This window comes from Streptomyces sp. NPDC090741, from assembly GCF_044769045.1.
GTDB lineage: Bacteria > Actinomycetota > Actinomycetes > Streptomycetales > Streptomycetaceae > Streptomyces.
Map to the genome: position 1 here is coordinate 1 of NZ_JBIVXF010000020.1, position 21441 is coordinate 21441.

Annotated in this window: 16 protein-coding genes; 8 read left to right on the forward strand and 8 right to left on the reverse strand. The window is 74.1% G+C overall.

Annotated elements, in window-relative coordinates; genetic code table 11:
- The 3 genes from ACIQU4_RS36685 to ptsP form a co-directional block, all read left to right on the forward strand.
- The coding region (locus ACIQU4_RS36685) for a hypothetical protein (RefSeq protein WP_403740443.1) at window positions 1-246 on the forward strand (246 nt) is incomplete at its 5' end.
- Window positions 247-582: 336 nt separating this feature from the next.
- Window positions 583-1032 carry a PTS glucose transporter subunit IIA gene (locus tag ACIQU4_RS36690; RefSeq protein WP_403740446.1) on the forward strand — a complete coding sequence of 150 codons (450 nt, stop codon included), beginning with the start codon at window positions 583-585 and terminating at the stop codon, window positions 1030-1032.
- Between the two features lie 75 nt (window positions 1033-1107).
- The gene (ptsP, locus tag ACIQU4_RS36695) at window positions 1108-2778 is read left to right on the forward strand and encodes a phosphoenolpyruvate--protein phosphotransferase (protein WP_403740449.1); all 1671 of its coding nucleotides are present in this window, start codon (window positions 1108-1110) and stop codon (window positions 2776-2778) included.
- 90 nt (window positions 2779-2868) lie between these two features.
- Here ptsP and ACIQU4_RS36700 read toward each other — a convergent pair whose 3' ends face one another.
- Complete coding sequence (locus ACIQU4_RS36700; RefSeq protein ID WP_403740452.1) at window positions 2869-3819, reverse strand: hypothetical protein; 951 nt, start codon at window positions 3817-3819, stop codon at window positions 2869-2871.
- A gap of 63 nt (window positions 3820-3882) precedes the next feature.
- Window positions 3883-5865 (reverse strand): acetoacetate--CoA ligase, encoded by a 1983-nt coding sequence (locus ACIQU4_RS36705; RefSeq protein WP_403740455.1) that lies wholly within the window; start codon window positions 5863-5865, stop codon window positions 3883-3885.
- 208 nt (window positions 5866-6073) lie between these two features.
- Between ACIQU4_RS36705 and ACIQU4_RS36710 the strand changes: the two genes are divergently transcribed.
- On the forward strand, window positions 6074-8473 hold the full coding sequence (locus tag ACIQU4_RS36710) for a glycoside hydrolase family 31 protein (protein WP_403740458.1): 2400 nt from the start codon (window positions 6074-6076) through the stop codon (window positions 8471-8473).
- A gap of 116 nt (window positions 8474-8589) precedes the next feature.
- Here ACIQU4_RS36710 and ACIQU4_RS36715 read toward each other — a convergent pair whose 3' ends face one another.
- Window positions 8590-9102 (reverse strand): NUDIX domain-containing protein, encoded by a 513-nt coding sequence (locus ACIQU4_RS36715; RefSeq protein ID WP_403740461.1) that lies wholly within the window; start codon window positions 9100-9102, stop codon window positions 8590-8592.
- A gap of 100 nt (window positions 9103-9202) precedes the next feature.
- Here ACIQU4_RS36715 and ACIQU4_RS36720 point away from each other — a divergent pair, with 100 nt between their 5' ends.
- The 3 genes from ACIQU4_RS36720 to ACIQU4_RS36730 are packed head-to-tail and all read left to right on the forward strand — an operon-like array spanning window position 9203 to window position 11267.
- The gene (locus tag ACIQU4_RS36720; RefSeq protein ID WP_403740463.1) at window positions 9203-9571 is read left to right on the forward strand and encodes an Mpo1-like protein; all 369 of its coding nucleotides are present in this window, start codon (window positions 9203-9205) and stop codon (window positions 9569-9571) included.
- A 41-nt stretch (window positions 9572-9612) separates the two neighbouring features.
- Window positions 9613-10080, forward strand: a complete 468-nt coding sequence (locus ACIQU4_RS36725) for a Zn-ribbon domain-containing OB-fold protein (RefSeq protein ID WP_403740466.1) — start codon at window positions 9613-9615, stop codon at window positions 10078-10080.
- The gene (locus ACIQU4_RS36730; RefSeq protein ID WP_403740468.1) at window positions 10077-11267 is read left to right on the forward strand and encodes a lipid-transfer protein; all 1191 of its coding nucleotides are present in this window, start codon (window positions 10077-10079) and stop codon (window positions 11265-11267) included. The genes ACIQU4_RS36725 and ACIQU4_RS36730 overlap by 4 nt, the downstream gene beginning before the upstream one ends.
- A 276-nt stretch (window positions 11268-11543) precedes the next feature.
- Here ACIQU4_RS36730 and ACIQU4_RS36735 read toward each other — a convergent pair whose 3' ends face one another.
- From ACIQU4_RS36735 to ACIQU4_RS36750, 4 genes are read right to left on the reverse strand one after another with little or no spacing between them, the layout of a single operon-like run.
- Entirely contained in the window at window positions 11544-12170 is a 627-nt protein-coding gene (locus ACIQU4_RS36735) for a GTP-binding protein (RefSeq protein WP_403740470.1), read from the reverse strand.
- Window positions 12151-12588, reverse strand: a complete 438-nt coding sequence (locus ACIQU4_RS36740) for a DUF742 domain-containing protein (RefSeq protein WP_403740473.1) — start codon at window positions 12586-12588, stop codon at window positions 12151-12153. The genes ACIQU4_RS36735 and ACIQU4_RS36740 overlap by 20 nt, the downstream gene beginning before the upstream one ends.
- Window positions 12589-12598: 10 nt before the next feature.
- A complete protein-coding gene (locus ACIQU4_RS36745) occupies window positions 12599-13036 on the reverse strand; it encodes a roadblock/LC7 domain-containing protein (protein WP_030871925.1) in 438 nt (145 codons plus the stop codon).
- Window positions 13033-15792 carry a nitrate- and nitrite sensing domain-containing protein gene (locus ACIQU4_RS36750; RefSeq protein WP_403740476.1) on the reverse strand — a complete coding sequence of 920 codons (2760 nt, stop codon included), beginning with the start codon at window positions 15790-15792 and terminating at the stop codon, window positions 13033-13035. The genes ACIQU4_RS36745 and ACIQU4_RS36750 overlap by 4 nt, the downstream gene beginning before the upstream one ends.
- Window positions 15793-16139: 347 nt before the next feature.
- Here ACIQU4_RS36750 and ACIQU4_RS36755 point away from each other — a divergent pair, with 347 nt between their 5' ends.
- Window positions 16140-16643: a hypothetical protein gene (locus tag ACIQU4_RS36755; RefSeq protein WP_403740479.1), complete on the forward strand. Its 504-nt coding sequence runs from the start codon at window positions 16140-16142 to the stop codon at window positions 16641-16643.
- 49 nt (window positions 16644-16692) lie between these two features.
- Here ACIQU4_RS36755 and ACIQU4_RS36760 read toward each other — a convergent pair whose 3' ends face one another.
- The gene (locus ACIQU4_RS36760; protein WP_403740481.1) at window positions 16693-21441 is read right to left on the reverse strand and encodes a hypothetical protein; all 4749 of its coding nucleotides are present in this window, start codon (window positions 21439-21441) and stop codon (window positions 16693-16695) included.

The window sequence follows — 21441 nt, forward strand, 5'->3', positions numbered from 1 at the left end:
CCGAAGTGGACGGGGTATCAACTTTTGGCGTTGATTTTTGGCACGCTGTTGAGTTCTCAAGGAACGGACGCTTCCTTTGTACTCACCCGCAGTAATACTTACTGGGGCTTTCCTCCGGGCTTTTGTTCTTCGTTCTTGCGTTTCCGACTCTATCAGAGTCGGTTCCGCTTGCTTTCCGGGGTCTTCGCTTCCGCGTTTTCCCTTTCCGGCGATTCCGACTCTATCAGGGCTTTTCCGGCTCCCTGACCACTCACTCGATTTACCCGGAAGGCAATACGAAGAGCAGCACGGATCAAGACCAGCACTGAAGAGGAGGAGTCCCGTCCATCGGTTGTTCGCGAGAAGTTCACGCGGCACGTCCTGGCGGGAGTCACGACAGTACAGGGCCCGTGGTGCCCAAGCAAATCGATTCAGGCGTATGGTCTAGTCCACTACGTCGTCGCGGTCGCGCGTCGTGCCTCCCAGCAGGGGGTGCACATCGGGCAAACCGGGACGTGTCATGACATACCCTTCTGAAAGTACGCCGTCGCAGCACAGGTTGTGACGACGACACGTAGAAGCCCCACCCCTGGGAGGCCCCCCATGACCAGCGTGACGTCCCCACTTGCCGGGCGCGCCATCGGACTCGCGGCAGTGCCCGATCCGGTGTTCTCCGGCGCAATGGTGGGTCCGGGCACCGCTATTGACCCCGTGCGCGAGCCGTCGGAGGCGGTGGCCCCCGTCGAAGGTGTGGTCGTCTCCCTGCACCCGCACGCGTACGTCGTCGTCGACGGCGAAGGGCACGGCGTACTCACCCACCTCGGGATCGACACCGTTCAGCTCAACGGCGAGGGCTTCGAGCTGCTCGTCAACAAGGGCGACACCGTGACCCGTGGTCAGGCCGTGATCCGTTGGAACCCGCAGGCCGTCGAGGACGCCGGCAAGTCGCCGATCTGCCCCGTCGTGGCGCTGGAGGCGACCCCGGACTCCCTGTCCGCGGTCGTCGAGTCCGGAGACGTGAAGGCCGACGACGCCCTGTTCAGCTGGCAGTGACCTCGTCCGCCTGTGCAGGCGAGTCGGACATCCATCGCGGCGGCTGGGCCCGCCGCTCAATCGGAGACGGGTGAAATGGAGACAACGCTGCGAGGCGTCGGCGTGAGCCACGGTGTGGCGATCGGCGAGGTGCGGCACATGGGCACGGCGGTTCTGGAGCCGCCGGCCAAGCAGATCACCGCGGACGAGGCGGAGCGCGAACAGGGGCGCGCCCGCAAGGCCGTGGAGGCTGTGTCCGCCGACCTGATCGCGCGCGGCCAGCTGGCCGGCGGCGAGGCTCAGCACGTGCTGGAGGCCCAGGCGATGATCGCCACGGACCCCGAGCTGATGGCGGACGTCGACCGGCGCATCGCCGTCGGCAGCACGGCCGAGCGCGGCGTGTACGACGCGTTCGCCTCGTACCGCGACCTGCTCGCGGGGGCCGGGGAGTACATGGCCGGCCGAGTGGCCGACCTGGACGACGTACGGAACCGCATCGTGGCGCGGCTGCTGGGCGTGCCGATGCCGGGTGTGCCGGACAGCGACGAGCCGTACGTGCTGATCGCGCGGGACCTGGCCCCCGCCGACACCGCACTGCTCGACCCGGCGCTCGTCCTCGGCTTCGTCACCGAGGAGGGCGGCCCGACCAGCCACAGCGCGATCCTCGCGCGGGCGCTGGGCGTGCCGGCGATCGTGGCGCTGCCGGGTGCCGGTGAGATCGCCGAGGGTACGGTCATCGCCGTCGACGGCAGCACCGGTGACCTGTTCGTCGAGCCCACCGCCGAGAAGCGGGCCGAGCTGGAGGCCGCGGCCGCCGCGCGCAAGGCCGCTCTCGCGTCCTCGTCCGGTCCGGGTGCGACCTCCGACGGTCACAAGGTGCCGCTGCTGGCCAACGTCGGCGGTCCGGCGGACGTGCCTGCGGCCGTGGAGGCCGGGGCCGAGGGTGTGGGCCTGTTCCGCACCGAGTTCCTGTTCCTGGACGACAGCAGGAAGGCGCCGTCCGAGGAGAAGCAGATCGAGTCGTACCGCAAGGTGCTCGAGGCCTTCCCCGAGGGCCGCGTCGTCGTACGTGTCCTGGATGCCGGCGCCGACAAGCCGCTGGACTTCCTGACTCCGGCCGACGAGCCGAACCCGGCGCTGGGCGTGCGCGGTCTGCGGGCGCTGCTGGACCACCCGGACGTGCTGCGTACGCAGCTGACCGCGCTGGCCAAGGCGGCCGAGGGTCTGCCGGTCCACCTCGAGGTCATGGCTCCGATGGTGGCCGACCGGATCGACGCGAAGGCGTTCGCGGACGCGTGCCGCGAGGCCGGGCTGCAGGCGAAGTTCGGCGCGATGGTGGAGATCCCCTCCGCCGCGCTCCGGGCGCGCTCGATCCTCCAGGAGGTCGAGTTCCTGTCGCTGGGCACCAACGACCTGGCGCAGTACGCGTTCGCCGCAGACCGTCAGGTCGGTGCGGTGTCGCGGCTCCAGGACCCGTGGCAGCCGGCGCTGCTGGACCTGATCGCCATGTCGGCGGAGGCCGCCAGGGCGGAGGGCAAGAGCTGCGGTGTCTGTGGTGAGGCCGCTTCCGACCCGCTGCTGGCCTGTGTGCTGACGGGTCTGGGTGTCACCTCTCTCTCGATGGGTGCCGCTTCGATTCCCTACGTGCGGGCGACGCTCGCCAAGTACACGCTGGCCCAGTGCGAGCGTGCCGCGGCCGCGGCGCGTGCGGCGGACAGCGCCGAGGAGGCCCGCGTGGCCGCCCAGGCGGTGCTGTCCGGCGAGTAGCCGAGCAGGGTGGTGTCGATCGAGGGGCCTTCGCCGGTGGCGGGGGCCCCTCGGTCGTGTCCGGTCGCGTCCGGTCGTGTCCCCCTCGGGTCAGTGGTTCGGGGTGGGGTCGTCCACCTCGTAGCCGGGGCAGTATTCGACGCCGGGCTCGGGGGCCACGGGGTCCCCGGTGTCGGCGTCCGTGCAGTAGGCGTTGAACACGGCCGCCGCGGAGAGCGGGACCAGGCGGCCGCGGTCCAGGCGCCAGCCGTGGACCCGGTCCCCGAAGCCCTCGGTGGTGCTGCGCAGCACCAGGCCCCCGGGGCCGCCGAGGGCGAGGCCGGCGGCGAGGACGGTCACGAAGTCGAGTCCTTCGCGGCCCTCGATGCGCGGTGGGCCGTCCCGGTCCGGGGCGACCTCGGCGTGCAGGACGGCGACGAGCTGTTCGTCCTGGGTCGGGACGCTGCAGACGAGGTGGTGGTGTCCGGGCCCGGCGCCGTCGACGAGACGGGTGAGCGCCCCGCTCGCCCGGGTGAAGGAGGCGTGGCCGATGTCCTCGCCGCAGTCGGCGCAGCTGCCGACGCCGGCGAGCAGGGTGGTGGCGTACTCCCAGGTGGCCTGGCGGACGGCCTCGTCGACGAGGAGCGGGACGAGCTCGTCGATGGGCTGGCCGGTGTAGGGCAGTAGGGCCCCGGTGCCGGCCAGTTCGGCCGTGAAGCGCGTACGGGCCCCGGCGGTGTCCGGGTCGATGCCGTGTTCCCTGCAGAACTCGGCGTACTCGTCGGGGTCGAAGAGGGCGACGGTGGTGTGGATGCCTTGGGCCGCGAGGGACCGGAGCAGGCCGTCGACGTGGCGGAGGTAGTCGCTGTAATCGTCGTGGTGGTCGAAGGTGAAGCTGCGGTAGTCGCGCATGGCCGCGAAGTCCCCGGCGTCGGCCAGGAGGCCGACGGTGCTGGGGACTTCGCGGCGCAGCATGCGGCGCCGGGTGGTGCGGCCACCGGTCTGCGGGGCCTTTGCGGCCCTCCCGGTGGTCTGGCCGGTGTCGTGGCGTGTCCGTGGCATGGCTCCCCCTGAGTGGCGCATTCGATTGCTCACTCACGGTAACCGTGACCACTGACAGTGACCTCAGTCGCGCGTGCGGGTACGGGCGAGCTCCTCGTAGAAGTGCAGGAGTTCGAGGTTGTCGACCGAGCCCGGGTTGACCGCCTTCGCCATCGGCGTGCCCTGGAGGAGGCGCTTGACCGGGACCTCGATGCGCTTGCCCGTCAGGGTGTGCGGGATGGCCGGCACCTCGATGACCTCGTCGGGGACGTGGCGCGGGGAGAGCTCCTCGCGGATCGTCGCCTTGATCCGGCCGCGGAGGTCGTCGTCGAGGGTCGCTCCGGGTGCGAGGTGGACGAACAGCGGCATCCAGTAGCCCCCATTGGGCTCCTCCAGACCGATGACCAGGGACTCCTTGATCTCGGGGAGGCGTTCGACGGCCTCGTAGATGTCCGCGGAGCCCATCCGGACGCCCTGCCGGTTGAGGGTGGAGTCGGAGCGGCCGTGGATGACGACGGAGCCGTGGTCGGTGATCGTGATCCAGTCCCCGTGGCGCCAGACGCCGGGGAACATCTCGAAGTAGCTGTCGCGGTAGCGGCTGCCGTCCGGGTCGTTCCAGAAGCGGATCGGCATGGAGGGCATCGGGTTGGTGACGACCAGCTCGCCGACCTCCCCGATCAGCGGCTTGCCGGACGGGTCCCAGGACTGGAGGTCGGTGCCGAGGCAGGCGGCCTGGAGCTCGCCGATGTGGACGGGGAGGGTGGGGACGGCGCCGGCGAAGCAGCTGCAGACGTCGGTGCCGCCGCTGACGGAGGCGATCCAGAGGTCTTCCGCCACCTCGTCGTGCAGCCAGCGGAAGCCGTCGGGCGGCAGCGGGGAGCCCGTGGTCGCCACGCACTTCACGGCGGAGAGGTCGAAGTCCCGGCCGGGGTGGACCTCCGCCTTGCGGCAGGCCATGACGTACGCGGCGGAGGTCCCGTACAGGGTGGCCCCGGTCCGCTCGGCGATCCGCCACTGGGCCCCGGTGTCGGGATAGCCCGGGCTCCCGTCGTACAGGACGACCGTCGTCCCGGTGAGCAGGCCGGAGACGAGGAAGTTCCACATCATCCAGCCGGTGGAGGTGTACCAGAAGAAGCGGTCCTCGGGGCCGAGGTCGCAGTGCAGGCCGAGCTGCTTCAGGTGCTCCAGGAGGATGCCGCCCTGGGACTGCACGATCGCCTTCGGCAGGCCCGTCGTCCCGGAGGAGTAGAGCACCCAGAGCGGGTGGTCGAACGGGACCGGCTCGAAGACGGGCCCGGCGGCGCCGGAGATCAGGTCCGACCAGTCGACGGCGCCTTCGGGGGCCTGGGTGCCCAGCAGCGGGATGTGGACGACGGCACGCAGCGAGGGGAGCTCGGCGCGCAGTTCGGCGACGGTGTCGCGGCGGTCGTGCTCCTTGCCTCCGTAGCGGTAGCCGTCGACGGTGAACAGGACGACCGGCTCGACCTGCTGGAAGCGGTCGAGGACGCTGCGGGCGCCGAAGTCGGGGGCACAGGAGGTCCACACGGCGCCGACGGCGGCCGTGGCGAGGAGCGCGGTGACGGCCTCGGGGATGTTGGGGAGGTAGCCGCTCACCCGGTCGCCGGGGCGTACGCCGAGGGCGCGCAGCTCGGCGGCGAGTGCGCCGACCTGGCGGCGGAGCTCGGCCCAGGTGACGGGGGTGGCCTCGTGGGTCTCGTCCACGTACAGCAGCGCGGCGTCGTCCGCGCGCGCCGGGTCCTCGGCGGCGCGCAGGGCGTGCTCGGCGTAGTTGAGGGTGGCGCCCGGGAACCAGTGCGCGCCCGGCATGGAGCGGTCCGCGAGGACGGACTCGTACGGGGTGGTGAACCGGACGTCGAACCATTCGGCGACGGCCTGCCAGAAGGTGTCGAGCTCGTCGACGGACCAGCTGTGCAGTGCGGGGTAGCCGCCGTCCGCGGGGGCTCCGAACCGCTCTGCGGCCCAGGCCTGGAAGGCGGTGATGCGGGCCGCGGCGATCCGGTCGGGGCCCGGGGACCAGAGGGGTTCCGGCGGGGTGGCTGAGGTCATGGGTCGACTCCCGGTCAAGTCTGCGGCTCGCGCGTCGTGTGCGTGATGTGTGCGTGGCGTGCGTACGGCGCCCCCGCGCGGTGGGTGTGCGCGGCGGCTCACAGGGACCATGCCATGTGATCCACCTCCGCACCAGGGGCCTCTTGGACGAGTGAACGGAAGTTGAACACTGCCCGCTCGCCGGGCGGCCGGTGGCAGGGTGAGCAGCATGAACGGTCGTGATCTGGTGCGTGCGGTGAAGGAAATCGGTACGGCGCGCGGGCGGCGCGCGTGGCGCTCGGCCTTGCGCAACCGGCGCGCGGACGCGGTGGGGCTCCCGCGCCGGGGCGCGGAGCGGGCCCGCGTGCCCGGTCTGCTGACCGGTACGGAACCACGGCCGGGCGGCGGGGTGCTCAAGTTCACGCGCTCGGAGCTGCTGGTACGGGTCACGGCCGGCGGTGCGGTGTTCTGGGGCTGGGACGGGGCCGGGCCGACGCCCTCGTACGCGCTGGTCGGCAGCGGACCGGAGCCCGATCCGCGGGCCGTGCTGGAGCCGGACACCGGCGGCGGCTGGCGGGTGGTGTCGGAGCGGGTGACGGTGGCGGTGTCCCGGCACGGGGCGATCGAGGTCCGCACGCCCGGCGGGACGGTGCTGCGCCGGGAGCTGCCGCCGCGCTGGTGGGAGCCGGCGCAGCCGGTCGCCGGGGAGCCGGTCGAGTCGCGGTGGCTCCAGCGGGCGGAGGTGCCGGCGGACGCGCGGTTCTTCGGGCTGGGCGGGCGGGCCGGCGGTCCGCGGCTGCGCGACGGGGTGTACCGGCTGTGGAACACGGACCCCAAGGGCGGCTTCGGGCCCGGTGACGATCCGCTGTACATCACGATGCCGGTGCAGATGGTGGTCGCGGACGCGGGTACCCACCTGATGTTCCACGACAACTCCTGGGACGGCCGGGTGGCGCTGCGCGAGGGCGAGGAGGGCGCCGGCTCGGGGGCGGACCGGCCGGGGGCGAGCGAGCTGCGCATGGAGGGCGGGCCGCTGCGCTGCTGGGTGCTGGTGGGGACGCCGGCGCGGGTGCTGCAGGGCTGGTCGGGGCTGACCGGCGGGGCCGCCGTACCGCCCGAATGGGCGCTCGGGTACCAGCACGCACGGTGGGGGTTCGGGAGCGCGCAGGAGGTGCGGCGGGTGGTGTCGGGCTACACCGCGCGCGGGCTCCCGCTGTCGGCCGTGCACCTGGACATCGACCACTACGACGAGCACCGTGTCTTCACGGTGGACACGGAGCGGTTCCCCGATCTGCCGGGGCTGGCGCGGGAGCTGGCGGAGCAGGGCGTACGGCTCGTGTCGATCGTCGACCCGGCGGTGAAGGCGGGCGACGCCGTCCACGAGGCGGGCCGTGCGGTGGGGGCGGGCGGGGCCTTCGTACGGGACGCCCGGGGGCAGGAGGTGCGGGGCGAGGTCTGGCCCGGCGAGTGCGCGTACCCGGACTTCACGGATCCGGCGGTGCGCACCTGGTGGGGCGGGCTGTACGCGGAGCGGCTGCAGCAGGGGTTCGCCGGGGTGTGGCACGACATGAACGAGCCGGTGTCCTTCGCCCCCTTCGGGGACATGACGCTGCCCCGTTCGGCGCGGCACGCGATGGACGGCGCGGGCGGGGACCACCGGGCCGCGCACAACGTGTACGCGCTGGGGATGGCGCGGGCGGGCTGGGAGGGGCTGGTCCGGCTGCGGCCCGCGGAGCGGCCGTTCCTGTTCTCCCGGTCGGGGTGGGCGGGGATGCAGAGGTACGGGGGCACCTGGTCCGGGGACGTGGAGACCGGCTGGGAGGGGCTGCGGGCCTCGCTGGCGCTGGTGCTGGGGCTCGGCCTGTGCGGGGTGCCGTACTCGGGCCCGGACGTGGGCGGTTTCGGGGGCTCGCCCTCGCCTGAGCTGTATCTGCGGTGGCTCCAGCTGGGGTCGTACCTGCCGCTGTTCCGGACCCACTCGGCGATCTGGGCCGGGCGGCGGGAGCCCTGGGAGTTCGGGCCGGAGGTGGAGGAGGCGGCGCGGGCCGTGCTGGCGGAGCGGGAGCGGCTGCGGCCGTACTTCCTGACGCTGGCCCAGCTGGCGCGCCGGACGGGGGCCCCGTACGTGCGGCCGCTGTGGTGGGGGGCGCCGGAGGACCGGGCGCTGCGGGACTGCGAGGACGCGTTCCTGCTCGGCGACGCGCTGCTGGTGGCGCCGGTGCTGGAGTGCGGGGCGGACCGGCGGGCGGTCCGGCTGCCGCGGGGGCGCTGGTACGACACCGCGACGGGGACGGCGTACGAGGGCCCCGGGCAGGTCCTGCTGGACGCCCCGCAGGGGCGGATCCCTGTGCTGGTTCGCGCGGGCGCGGTGCTGCCGGTCCGCCGGGCCGGTGACGGCGGGGTGGCGTTGGAGGCGTGGGCTCCGGCCCGGGGGCGCACGGGCGGCGGGGTGGTGATCCGGGACCCGGGGCCGGGGTTCGAGGCGGGCGGGGTCGAGCGGTACGCGGTGCGGTGGGTGGGGGACGCGGTGGTGGTGGAGAACGAGGCCGGCGAGCCGGTGGAGGGGGTGGAGGTACGGGGGCTCGGTCTCGGGCTCGGCGCCGCGCAGGGCGTTCCGGGGCGGCTCTAGGGTCGTTCCAGTGGCGGTGGTGGCCGTGGCGGACTTCGTCCTGCCATCGGGGGCGTGAGCCGCGGTCGCGCGAGCCGCATGGGCGTGAGTGCGGGTGCGAGCCGGCCCGCCCGGCGTCAGCCGGTGTAGCGGCCCGCGAACCAGGCTGCCGTGGCGCGGGTGTGGAGGGGGAAGGCCAGCTCCGTCGGGGTGCGCAGGACGTGCCAGCCCGAGGTCTCGTCCGTCGGGGCCGACGGCGGGAGGGCTGCCGTCGGGCGCGTCGGCAGCAGCCCGAAGAGCAGCAGGTGGCCCGCCGGGGAGCTCATCGCGTCGGCCAGGACGACCTCCGAGGCCGGGGCGTGGATTCCCGTCTCCTCGCGCAGCTCGCGGACGACCGCGTCGCGCCAGTCCTCGCCGAAGTCCATGAAACCGCCGGGCAGGGCGATGCCCCCGAGGGCCGGCTCGATGGTGCGGGTGATCACGACCAGCCCGGTGCCCGTCTCGTCCTCGACCGGGAGCAGCGTGACGGCCACCGGGAGCGGGTTGCGGTACGTGACGGCACCGCACGAGGGGCACGTACGGGGCCAGGCGGTCGTGTCGAACGGCGATCCGCAGGTGGAGCAGTGCGAGTCCCTCTGCTGTGCCGGCATGCGGCGATCGTATGCCAAGGGGTATGGGGGCGCCCGCGGTTGTGCGAGTTCGGCTTCCCGGTCCCTGTCGCCCCGATCCGGCCGTGAGTACCGTGCCCGCATGACTTTCGCTTCGTACGAGGAGTTCTGGCCCTACTACGTCGCCCAGCACTCCCGCGCCGCCACCCGCTGGATCCACCTCACCGGCACGCTGACCGGGCTCGCCCTCACCGCGTACGGCCTGGCGCGGGGCCGGAAGCGGTTTCTCGCCGCGCTGCCCCTGATCGGGTACGGGACGGCCTGGCCGGCCCATTTCCTGATCGAGGGGAACAACCCGGCCACCTTCGGACATCCGGCGTGGTCGTTGCGCGGGGACGCGCAGATGATCCGGATGATGCTGGCCGGCCGCGACGCGGAGCTGGCGGTGATCGCGCAGAAGTGGCTTGCCGAGAACCCGTGCCAGGACTGCCCGCCCGTGACAGACTTCTGACGATCCGTCAGATTGCTGTGACCGGCTGGGGAGGGGTTCCCTTGGGACGTACACGTACACCCGTCGTGAGCGGGTGGTTCACCGAGGACGGACCGGAGGAGGGCGGCGGCTTCCGGCTGCTCGGCACCCGGTGTTCCGCCTGCGCCGCGGTGTTCTTCCCGCGCGAGGACGCGTACTGCCGCAATCCGCACTGCCCCGGCGACGGCCTGCTCGCCGAGGTGCCGCTGTCCCGGCGGGGCCGGGTGTGGTCCTACACCGACGGGCGGTACCGGCCGCCCGCGCCGTACGCGTCCGACCCGGACGCGCCCTGGGAGCCGTACACCCTGGTCGCGGTGGAGCTGGAGGCCGAGGGGATGGTCGTGCTCGGGCAGACGGTCCCCGGGGTCACCGTCGCCGATCTGGCGGTCGGGATGGAGGTCGAGGTGGTCGGCGGCGTGCTGAACGAGGACGCGGACACCGGGACCGTCTGGACCACCTGGCGGTTCAGGCCGGCGGGAGGCGCCGCGTGAGCGCCGACATCGCCGTCCTCGGGGCCGGTATGCACCCCTGGGGCAAGTGGGGCCGCAGCTTCGTCGAGTACGGACGGGCCGCGGCCCGGACCGCGCTCGCCGACGCCGGGCTGGAGTGGGCCGACGTCCAGTCGATCGTCGGCGCCGACACCGTGCGCTCCGGGTACCCCGGCTACGTGGCCGGCGCGACCTTCGCCCAGGCCCTCGGCTGGCAGGGCGCGCGGGTGACCAGCGTGTACGCGGCCTGCGCCTCCGGGGCCCAGGCCATCGGGGCGGCACGGGCGCAGATCCTGGCCGGGCTGGCCGACGTCGTCCTGGTCGTCGGCGCGGACGCGGCGCCCAAGGGGTTCTTCGCCCCGGCCGGCGGGGACCGGCCGGACGATCCGGACTGGCTGCGGTTCCGCGTCCTGGGCGCCACGAACCCGGCGTACTTCGCCCTCTACGCGCGCCGCCGGATGGCCGTGTACGGGGACACGCTCGACGATTTCGCGCAGGTGAAGGTGAAGAACGCCGCGGCCGGCGCCCTGAACCCGCTCGCCCGGTACCGGGGGCCCGTCACGGCCGACGAGGTCGCGGACTCGGCGGTCGTCGCCGATCCGCTGCGGCTGCTCGACATCTGCGCCACCTCGGACGGGGGCGCGGCCCTGGTCCTGAGCAGCATGGACTTCGCGCGCTCGCGCGGGGTCGCCGATCCGGTGCGGATCCGGGCGGTGTCGACGGTGACGCCGACGTACCCCCGTACGGTCCTCGACCTCCCGGACATCGCCACGGACTCGGTGACCGCCGTACGGCCGGCGCCGGGCTCGTTCCGGGCGTCGATCGCGCGGGCCGCGTACGAGGAGGCCGGGCTCGGGCCGGGGGACCTCTCGCTCGCCGAGGTGTACGACCTCTCCACCGCCCTGGAGCTGGAGTGGTACGAGGACATCGGCCTGTGCGCCGAGGGCGAGGGGGCCAAGCTCGTACGGGAGGGCGCGACGGCGCTCGGCGGGCGGGTGCCGGTGAACACCAGCGGCGGACTGGCCTCCTTCGGGGAGGCGGTGCCGGCCCAGGCCATCGCCCAGGTGTGCGAGCTGACCTGGCAGCTGCGCGGCACGGCCGGGGAGCGGCAGGTGCCGGGGGCCCGGGCGGGGATCACCGCGAACCAGGGGCTGTTCGGGCACGGATCGGCCGTCGTCGCGGTGCGGTGAGGGCCCGTGACCGGGGCGGCGACGGAGGCGGCTGCGTGACGCCGGCGGCTACGCCGGGGTGACGGCGGCCGGCCGGGTGCGGACCCTGAACAGGGGCTGTTGTCCGAACGCTTGACGGCCCCCGGAGGCAGGTTCACACTCGCTCCACAGCCTCCCGCCGCGTACGACGCCGCGGCCGAGGCCCCCGTCCCCCCATGAGAGCCGCGGCCCGTACCCCAGTCGGCGGGGGTACGGGCCGCCTCCTGTGCGCCGGGGCCTCAGAGGGCGTCTCGCCCCCTAGCTCCCCGCGGTCAGGCTCCGGCGGCGGGCCCGCGCCAGCGACATCGCGTGTTCCACCACCCCCACCAGCACGTCCTTGACGGACTCCCGGTCCCGGGCGTCGCACAGCAGGACCGGCACCTCGGGATCGAGGTCGAGCGCCTCCCGTACGGTCACCACCGGGTGGCGTTCGGCCCCGTCGAAGCAGTTGACGGCGACGGTGAACGGGATCCCCCGCCGCTCGAAGTAGTCGACGGCGGCGAAGCAGTCGGCGAGGCGGCGGGTGTCGGCGAGGACCACGGCGCCGAGCGCGCCCTGGGCCAGCTCGTCCCACAGGAACCAGAACCGGTCCTGTCCGGGCGTGCCGAACAGGTACAGCACCAGGTCCTCGCGCAGCGTGATGCGACCGAAGTCCATCGCCACGGTGGTGGTGTTCTTGCCCTCCACTCCCCCGGTGTCGTCGATGCCGACGCCCGGCTCGGACAGCAGTTCCTCGGTCCGCAGCGGTCTGATCTCGCTCACCGCACTGACCAGGGTGGTCTTGCCCACCCCGAAGCCGCCCGCGACCAGGATCTTCAGGGTCAGCGGCTCGACCGGTGACACGGCATGCATGGCACCGGTGCGGCTAGAGCGCCCGAAGGCCATCGATCACCTCACGCAGAATGGATTCATCGGGCAGTTCGGCCGGGGGTACCGGCCGGTTCACATGGACCAGTTCCTCATCGGCCAGGTCGCCGATCAGGACGCGTACGACCCCGACCGCGAGGTCGAGTTCGGCCGCGAGTTCGGCGACCGACTGCGGCCGCTCCCGGCACAGTCCGAGGATGTGGGAGTGCTCCGGGGACAGGGTCTGGTCCCAGACCGGATCGTCGGCCGCCGGTTCGGCGACGACGAGCGCGATCAGATCGAGCCGGTGCTGGCCGGCGTGGCTGGTCCGGCCGCGGGTCATGGCGTACGGGCGCACGACGGGGCCGGCCTCGTCGTCGAACCAGTGCGGGTGGGCGGGGTCGTGCGGCCGGCCTGGATCGTTCTCGGCCGGATGGTTCTGGCCTGGATCGCTCATGCCGTCCGCCTCACCCTCCGGCTGGCAGCCCGGAGCGGGGAGCGGTCGCCAGGTGGTCGCCTACCCGCTTGACCATGAGGGTCATCTCGTACGCGACCTGCCCGACGTCGGAGTCGGCGTCGGAGAGCACGGCCAGGCAGCTGCCGTCGCCGGCGGCCATGACGAAGAGGAAGGCCTCGTCCAGCTCGACCACGGTCTGGCGGACGCTGCCGGACTCGAAGTGGCGGCCGACGCCCTTGGCCAGGCTGTGGAAGCCGGAGGCCACGGCGGCCAGGTGCTCGCTGTCCTCGCGGGTCAGGTCCTTCGAGCTGCCCGTGGGCAGGCCGTCGCCGGAGAGGACCACGGCCTTGCGGATGCTGGCGACCCGGTCGACGAGCTCGTCGAGGAGCCAGTTGAGCGGACCGGAGCCGCGGCCCCGGGTGTCGTTGCCGGTCTGCGGTGCGGTCATCGACCGTCCCCCTCGTTCTCGTTTCCGGGACCTGTGGCGGCGGAAGTGCCTGCCCCGGTTCCGGACTGCTGCTGTGCCTGCTGGGTGCGGCCCGCCGTCCAGCCGCGCTGGAGTGCGGACATGCGCGTGCGTACCTCTTCCGCGTCGCGGTGGACCACCTGGTCCGCGGCGGCTTCGGCGGGTGCGGAGGCCTGGGCGTTCCTCAGCTGGGGCGCCAGGTTGGCCTGGCGGACGCGCTTGGGCAGCCCGCCGGGGCCCGGAGCGGCCGGCTCCGGCTGCGCCGAGGTCTTCGGGACCGCGGTGACCGGGCGGGGCTCCACTCGGCGGCCGTGCTCGGCGACCAGCGTCGGCGTGGGCCTGCGGCGCGGCAGCGGCACGGCGCCGGGGGACCGGGTCCCGTCGGGGCGGGCGCCGCGGACCGGATCGGCGCGGTGGCTGTCCAGCCGGACCGGGCCGGTGGGGGCCAGCGGCTCCCGCTCGCGCTCCTGGCCGCCCTTGCGGTCGGTGTGCGCCCGGTCCGCCGGGCGGAGCCCCAGCAGGGCGCTGCGCGGGGTGCCGTTCGGCGGGGTCTCGTCGTCGAGGGTGGCCATGGCGGGGCGGCCGCCGACGCCGGTGAGCCCGGAGATCCCGGTGGTGATCTCGTCCAGGGCGGCCGGGTCGTCGAGGCCGTCCAGTCCGAGCACGCCGAGCGGGGCCTCCAGTTCGACCGGGCCGCGCAGTTCTGGGGCGGCGAGGGAGCGGCCGGCCGGGGCGCGTTCCATGGCGGCCGGGACGGGCCGGGCGGAGCCCTGGCCGTTCTTGGCGCCGAGGCCGGCCCGGCCGCCCTTGCCGTCTCCGAGGCGCAGGCCGGTGCCGTTGGTCTCGGGGGCCTCGGTGAGCAGGGCCGCCGGGAGGAACACCACGGCGGTGGTGCCGCCGTACGGGCTGGGCTGGAGGACGACCTTGACGCCGTGGCGCTGGGCGAGGCGGCTGACGACGAACAGGCCGAGGCGGTCGGTGTCGGAGAGCTCGAACTCGGGGGTCTCGGCGAGGCGGAGGTTCGCGTCGAGCAGCGCTTCCGGGTTCATGCCGAGGCCGCGGTCGTGGATTTCGAGGGTGAAGCCGTTGGCCACGCGTTCGCCGTGTACCTGTACGGCGGTGTGCGGCGGGGAGAACACGGTGGCGTTCTCCAGGAGTTCGGCGACGAGGTGGGTGACGTCGGCGACCGCGGGGCCGGCTATGCCGAGCCGCGGCAGCCTCCGTACCTCGATGCGCTCGTAGTCCTCGACCTCGGCGACGGCGGCCCGTACGACGTCCATGAGCTGGACGGGCTTGCGCCACTGGCGGGAGGGGGCCGCGCCGGAGAGGATCACGAGGCCCTCGGCGTGGCGGCGCATGCGCGTGGTCATGTGGTCGAGGCGGAAGAGGTCGGCGAGCTCCTCGGTGTCCTCGGTGCGCCGCTCCATGGTGTCGAGCAGGGTCAGCTGGCGGTGGAGCAGGACCTGGTTGCGGCGGGCGAGGTTGACGAACACCTCGGAGACGCCCCGGCGGAGCTCGGCCTGCTTGACGGCGGCCTCGACGGCGGCGCGCTGGAGGGTGTTGAGGGCTTGGCCGACCTGGCCGACCTCGTCCTTCTCGTACTCCAGGCGCGGGGCCTCGGTCTCGATGTCCACGTGTTCGCCGGCGGCGAGGCGGCGCATGACGGCGGGCAGCCGGACGCCGGAGACCTCGTGGGCCTCCTTGCGGAGCCGGGACAGGTCGCGGACCAGGTCGCGGCCGATGCGCACGGAGAGGACGACGGAGAAGACGAGGGCGATGAAGCCGAGGACGCCGGCGATGGCCGCCTGGACGAGGACGTCCATGGCGACGGGTTCGACGCGCTTCTGGTAGCGGTCGCCGGCGGCGGTGCCCATGACGGCGAGGTCGTCGAGGACCTTGTTCGCGGCCTCGTCCCACTGGGCGGCGGTGATGCGCGGGTTCTTGCCGGCGCCGCCGGTGATGAACCGCTCCTCGGCGTCGCGCAGCGCTTTGCTCTCGGGGCCGCCCCAGTACTGCTCGAACTGCTCGCGGTCGTCGGCCGGGAGGATCGCGAGGTTGAACTCGTAGAGCAGGGCGCGGTTGGCGGCGAAGTCGGAGACGTGCCGGACGTCCGCGGGGGTGACGTTGCGGGCGGCGAGGGCGGCCGCGACGACGGCGTCCTCGCGGGAGAGCGTCTCGCGGGCGCGGGTGACGCCGACCAGGGCGCGGCCCTGCTTGTCCATCTCCACGTTCTCGAGGGCGTGGAGGTTGAGGAGGAAGTCGTAGCAGGGATCGACGAGGCGGCTGTAGAGCTCCAGCGCCTGGTTCGGGTCCAGGGTGTTCTGGTCGACGGAGCGGCGCAGTGCGCCGATGCCGTGGAAGGCGTCGAGGATGGAGTCGAGGCGCTGGGTGGCCTCCGGGGCGAGCTCGTCGGAGACTTCGGGGTCCTTGGCGTTCTTGCTGATGCGGTCGACGAGTTCGTCGGTGGCGGCGCGGCGCTTGGCGAGTTCGGCGGTGGCGGTGGAGGCGCGGGGGTCGCCGAGGACGACGAGGGTCTGGCGGCGTTCCTTCTGGATGACGCGGACGACGTCCTCGACGGGGTATCCGACCTTGTCGATGACGTAGGCCACGTCGAGGAGTTCGAGGGCCTGGCGGCCGGTGAGCACGGTCGCGAAGCCCCAGAGGGCGGTGAGGGAGACGAGCGGCACAAGGAGCAACGCCACGATCTTCCGGCGGATGGACTTCCCGCGAAAGCGCATGGCCTCCCCAGCCTCCCCCAGCTCAACCCCGTTGTCGGGGGTCGGTGTTCCGTCATTTAAACGGCGTGAGCCTACTACTGCCGGGGAGCGGCTTCGAAGGCGTGTCCGGACGTTTTCGGCCGGGCCTCAAGGCGTAGATCACCAGTTGTCCGACACATCCGGTCAAGAGCGGCCCGTTATGTGGCAGATGACACTTGGTGGGGTGTCAGTTCCCGCAACCGAATGGATGGCTGGAATTCTTCGTTCCGGGATGGGCAGGTGCTGGGGAGAAGTCCGGTGGATACGGGAATCTCTCGGCGGTGTCGAACGTCTAGCTGGTTGAGGGGACGGGGCGGGGGGAGCGTGCGATGGGGATGTACGAGGACGACGGAGCCATGGCGGGCGCGCGGGGGCGGTCGCTGTGGGAGGAGGAGCCGGCCCGGCGGCGCCGGATGCCGGATCCGGTGCGGGATTCGGCGGTGCGGGCGGTGCTGATCGTGGCCGTCACGCTGACCGGGGCGACGGTCGCCTTCTTCCTGATGGTGACCGGCTCCTGGCTGGCCCTCCCGATGGCGCTCTGCGCCATAGCAGGGACGGTCGTGGCCACCTGGGGCGTACTGGACGTGCTGATCACCCGGCAGATGTGGAACCAGCGGTACGGGGTGGTGTCCGAGCCGAGCAGCACGGCCCGGGACCGTCGGCGCGAGCGGCGCCGGGCCCGCCGGGAGGCCCGCCCGGAGGCCCGCCGGGAGGCCCGCCCGGAGCGGGGCGCCGGGACGGGCCGAATACCGCGGGGCGGCGGCGAGGCCCCGGGCCCCCGGCCGGCCGCGTGGCCGCCGCCGGGTGCGGACCGGCGCTACCGGGCGAGCTGAGGCCGGGACCGACGCCCGTGCGGGCCCGCCGGGAGCGCCGGAGCTGTGGTCAGGAAACGGTCGCGGAGCGGCGGAACATGCGGGTCGCCGTGATCTCTCCGTGGATGGTCTCCTCCCCCGGGGACTGCTGGGGCAGGCCCGGGCGCAGGTGCTCCTCGACGCTGATGTACTTCAGGCCCGCCCGCAGGTCCGCGTCGTTGCGCAGCCGGATGACCAGCGGGAACTCGGCGAGGGCGGTGGTGTCGAACAGGCCGGTCGTGTAAAGGAGTTGGACGCCGAGCGCGTCCGAGACGGCCCGCTGGAGTTCCAGCAGGTACGTGGCGTTCGCGCGCCCGATCGGGTTGTCGAGGAAGAGCGTGCCCGCGTGGCGGTGCTTGTCGCGGCCGCGGTCGTTGCTGCGCAGCGCCGCCATCGTGCAGTACAGCGCGATCGCGGCGGTCAGCAGCTGGCCGCCGGAGAACACATCGCCCATCTGGCCCACCGGCACGCGCTCGGCGCGCAGCACCGCGTCCGGCTTCAGGATCTCGACCGAGATGCCCTTGGGCTCCAGGGCCGCCTGCACTCCGCGGAGCAGCAGGGACATGCCGTCGCGGCGGCCCTCGCCGAAGGATGCGCTGCTGTTCTTCTTCACGGCAGTGCGGGTCGCCTCGTCGATGACCTCGCCGAGGCGCTCCGTGAGGGTGGCCTGGTCCGGCTCCTCGAAGCGGATGCGCAGGAACTCCTGGCCCGACCACTCCCCCAGGCCCTCGGGGAGCTGGGAGAGCCGCTGGGCGGAGCGCAGGGTGGCCAGGGCGGACTCCACCAGTCCGCGCAGCCGGTCGACGATGCTGTCGCGGTTGCGTTCCAGCTGGGCCAGCTCGTCGGTGAGGACGCGCAGCCGGGGCGCGAAGGCCGCCGCCCAGGCAGCGGCGTGCTCGGGCAGGGCGGAGGCGGGCAGTTCGCGGATCTGCTGGCGCGCGGGGGTGCGTACCTGCTCGTAGCGGTTGGCGTTGGCGTGGCGGACCAGGATGTCGCTCGCCTCGCGCACCGCCGAGTCGGCGGCCGAGAGGTCGGCCGCGCAGCCGCGCAGGGAGCGGCGGGCCTCGGCGGCGGACTGCCGGGCCTCCTCCAGCGTGCCCGGGTGGGCGGCCGGCTCCTGCTCGTCCTCCTGGTGGGTGTGGTCGCGCAGCAGGTCCCGCAGCATCGCCGCGGTCTCGTCGAAGCCCCCGGCGCCGTCCTCGGCGGTGCGGTGGGCCCGCAGCAGGTCGGCGTGGGCGGCCCGGGCGGTCTCGACGGCCGCGGTGTGCGCGGCGAGCTGGGCGGTGGCGGTGCGCAGGAGGGCCTGGGCCTGCTCGACGTCGCCGGGGATCAGGTCCTCGGGCAGGTCGGTGTGGGCCTCGCCCTCGGTGGGGGCGTGCCGTTCGGCCTCGCCGCGGAGCCGGCCGAGCTGCTCGCTGGCGACCTGCGCGCGGGTCTCCAGCATCTGTACGAGGGACTCGGCGCGGGCGGCGGCGGCCTGTCGGGAGGGCCCGTCGGCGCCGTCGGTGCCTTCGAGGAGCTGGGCGGCACGGGTGCGGACCTTGTTGGTGAGCCGGTCGAGTTCGGCGAGGGCGGCGCTCTCGTCGCTCTCGGCGCGGGCCTGTTCGGCGCGCAGGTCGGCGCCGACGCCGACCTTCTCGTACAGCCGGGAGGCGGCCCGGTAGGCCTCGCGCAGGTCGGGCAGGGGCGCCTTGGCGGTCCCGTCGTCCTCGGGCAGGGCCTCGGGGGCGCCGGCGATCTCGGTGCGCTCGGCGCGCAGCGCGCGGGCGGTGCGGCGGGCGTCGTCGGCGGCGCGCTGGGCGGCTCGGCGGTCCTCGTCCGCGGCTCGGGCCCGGTCCAGGCAGACCTCGGCGCGGGCCTCGGATTCGGCGGCGTCGTCGGCGAGTTCACGGACCTTGGCCTGCCAGCCGGCGCGTTCGCGCAGCCGGAAGGCGAGCCCGGCCAGCGCGTCGGCGGCGCGGCGGGCCCGCTGGGCGGCGTCCTGGCGCTCGTCGCGGACGCGGGCGGCGTCGGCGGCGGCCTCGTCGGCCTCGGCGCGTACGGTACGGGCCTCTGCGAGCTCGGCGTCGGCCTCCTCGGCGAACGCCCGGGCGGCCTCGGCCTGCTGCGCGAGCTCGGCGAGACGGCCGGGCGGGCAGCCGGTGCGCCAGGAGGCGAGGCGGGCGGCGAGTTCGCGGTCCCCGGCGAGGCGGGCGGCCAGGTCGCGGATCTCGCTGTCGCGGGCGGTGGCCCGGGTGCGCAGGGCCTGGCGCTCCTCGTCGGCGGCGTGCTCGTCGTGCATGGCCGGGTTCGGCGGTACGAGGAACACACCGGCGGCCGTGTCCTCGCCGCCGGCGACCGGCGGCACGGGGGCCAGCAGGGCTGCGGCCGTACCGACGGCGACGGTGGAGCGGGGCAGCAGGGCCGCGCCGGAGAGGACCTCGCGGGCCCGGGCGTGGGTGTCGGGGTCGGTGATGACGACGCCGTCGACGAGCTCGGGGCGGGCCGCGAGGACGGCGGCGTGGTCGGCCGGGTCCACGGACTGGGCGAGGTAGCGCCAGCCGGGCAGGGCCGGGATGCCGTGTTCGCCGAGGTACTCGACGGTGGCGAGGACGTCGGGGCCGGGCGGCAGCAGTCCGCCGTCGCCGAGCGCGCCGAGGATGCGGGCGTCGTCGGCGGCGGCGGTGCGCAGCTCGAACAGCTGCCGCTCGGCCGTCCCGACTCCGCGGATGAGCATCTCGCGCAGCTCGTCGGCGTTCCGGTCGAGGTCCGCGGCCGTGAGCCCACCGCCCGCGTCGGCCGCCGCGGCGGAGCCGGGGATGCCGGATCCGGTGGCCGGGCCGGGTGCGGGGTGGCCGGCCGGGGCGCCGGAGCCGGCGGTTCCCGTCGGGCCGGTCGGCGTGCCGGATGCGGCGGGGGTGCCCGTGCGCGGGTGCGGGAGGAAGGTTTCGGGGATCGGCGGGAGGCCCAGGAGCTCCGCGAGGCGGGGGGAGGCGGCCAGGGAGGCGGCCGCCCGGTGCTCGGCGTCGTGCGCGGCCTCGGCCGCGTCGGCGGCGTCCGCCGCACGGGCGGCGGTGAGTTCGGCGCGGGACTCCGCGGCGGCGGCCTCACGGGCGGCGTCGGCGGTGGTGCGGGCGGCCTCGCGGGACTCGTCCCAGGCGGCGACGGCGGTCTTCTCCGCGTCGGAGGCGGCCAGGGCCGCCCGCGCCGGGTCCGCGTCGGGCGCCGAGTCGTCGAGCCAGCCGGCCCGTACGGCCTCGGCCGTCTCCTGCTGGACCTCGGCGAGCCGGGCCCGCAGGTGTTCGGCCTCGCTGCGGGCCCGCTGGGCCGCCGTGGCGGCGGCGGTGGCATCGCGGTGGGCCGCCTCGCCCGCCTCCTGGAGGCCGGCGGACCGCTCCTCCTCCTCGTTGGCGACCCGCTCCCCGTCCTCGGCGGCCGTGTGCAGGGCCCGTACGAGCGCGGCGGCGGCCGTGGCGCGGGCGGCGAGCGCCGGGGCGGCGTCCCGCTCGGCCTCCAGGATCACGGCGGCGACCCGGGTGGAGCGGTCGGCGGCGGCGCGGTGGCGCAGCACGATCTCGGCGGCCTGCCACGCGGAGTGCAGGGTGCGGGCTTCGAGGAGCTCGCGGCGCTGGGCGGCGGCGGCCTTGTCGGCGACGGTCAGCGCCAGCGAGGCGTGCCGGTAGGCGAGTTCGGCGGAGACGGCGGCGCTGCGGGAGCGCGCGGACTCGGCGGAGGTGACCCCGTGGGCCGCTGCGGTGACCCGCTGTGCGAGGTCGGCGGCGCGGCCGCGCTCCTCGGCGGCGCGGGCCGACAGCCGCCGGGCGAGGGTGCGCGTACGGCGCTCGGCGCCCGCGTGGACGTCGCGGAGCCGGGAGCGGGTCTCGGCTCCCTCGACGATCTTGGTCAGGAGGTCCACCGAGCCGGCCGTGAACTCCCGTTCGGCCATCAGCTCGGCGCGGCGGCCGAGCTTGTTGCCGAAGCCGTGGACCAGGTCGGCGAGGCCCTCGGTGTCGCGGGTGTCGGTGACGGCGCGCAGCAGCAGGTCGGTGAAGTCGGAGTCCTTCTTGACCGCGAAGAGGCCGGCGGCCTCGCCCTCGTCGGCGTTCATCTCGCGCTGGTAGCGGAAGAGTTCGGGGTCGAGGCCGAGCTCGGTGAGGTGCTCGTTCCAGCGGTCGTGGATCTCCTCGAAGTACACCTCCAGGTGCGGGTACGCCTTGCCGGCCTCGGTGAGGGCGTCGCGGAAGCCCTTCATCGTGCGGCGCCGGCCCCGGGCGCCGGAGGCGCCTTCGACGGGCGGGCGGACGGCGGTGGCCTCGGCGACGGGGAGGTTGTCCAGGCTCAGGCCCGGGCCGGGGCGGAAGGAGTACCAGGCCTCGGCGAACTTGCGCGGGTCGTTGGAGACCTGGCGGCCGCGCCATTCGCTGACCTTGCCGACGACCACGCACTCGCCGGTCTGGGTGTGCTGCCACTCCAGGGCCACGTGGCCGCAGTCGTCGGCGAGCAGGAACTTGCGCAGGACGCCGGAGCTGGCGCCGCCGAGGGTGTTGCGGTGGCCGGGGAGCATCACCGAGAAGATCAGCTTGAGCAGGACGGACTTGCCGCCGCCGTTCTCCAGGAAGAGCACGCCGGCGGGCGCCGGGCGGCGCGGCGGGCCGGTGGGCTCGTCCGCGAAGAACTCCGCCTGTGCGGGCGCCGGATGGGGCACCGGCTCACCGACTCCCCGCAGGTCGAGCACGGTGTCGGCGTAGCGCGCACCGGCGGGCCCGATGGAGTAGAGGCGGATCCGGGACAGCTCGTACAT

Bases quoted from the DNA above. Each gene is read 5' to 3' on its own strand.
- ACIQU4_RS36740 (WP_403740473.1), bottom strand. From the start codon at position 12,588: ATGAGCGATCCAGGCCAGAACCATCCGGCCGAGAACGATCCAGGCCGG.
- ACIQU4_RS36690 (WP_403740446.1), top strand. From the start codon at position 583: ATGACCAGCGTGACGTCCCCACTTGCCGGGCGCGCCATCGGACTCGCG.
- ACIQU4_RS36735 (WP_403740470.1), bottom strand. From the start codon at position 12,170: ATGGCCTTCGGGCGCTCTAGCCGCACCGGTGCCATGCATGCCGTGTCA.
- ACIQU4_RS36715 (WP_403740461.1), bottom strand. From the start codon at position 9,102: ATGCCGGCACAGCAGAGGGACTCGCACTGCTCCACCTGCGGATCGCCG.
- ptsP (WP_403740449.1), top strand. From the start codon at position 1,108: ATGGAGACAACGCTGCGAGGCGTCGGCGTGAGCCACGGTGTGGCGATC.
- ACIQU4_RS36710 (WP_403740458.1), top strand. From the start codon at position 6,074: ATGAACGGTCGTGATCTGGTGCGTGCGGTGAAGGAAATCGGTACGGCG.
- ACIQU4_RS36700 (WP_403740452.1), bottom strand. From the start codon at position 3,819: ATGCCACGGACACGCCACGACACCGGCCAGACCACCGGGAGGGCCGCA.
- ACIQU4_RS36760 (WP_403740481.1), bottom strand. From the start codon at position 21,441: ATGTACGAGCTGTCCCGGATCCGCCTCTACTCCATCGGGCCCGCCGGT.
- ACIQU4_RS36705 (WP_403740455.1), bottom strand. From the start codon at position 5,865: ATGACCTCAGCCACCCCGCCGGAACCCCTCTGGTCCCCGGGCCCCGAC.
- ACIQU4_RS36745 (WP_030871925.1), bottom strand. From the start codon at position 13,036: ATGACCGCACCGCAGACCGGCAACGACACCCGGGGCCGCGGCTCCGGT.
- ACIQU4_RS36750 (WP_403740476.1), bottom strand. From the start codon at position 15,792: ATGCGCTTTCGCGGGAAGTCCATCCGCCGGAAGATCGTGGCGTTGCTC.
- ACIQU4_RS36755 (WP_403740479.1), top strand. From the start codon at position 16,140: ATGGGGATGTACGAGGACGACGGAGCCATGGCGGGCGCGCGGGGGCGG.
- ACIQU4_RS36720 (WP_403740463.1), top strand. From the start codon at position 9,203: ATGACTTTCGCTTCGTACGAGGAGTTCTGGCCCTACTACGTCGCCCAG.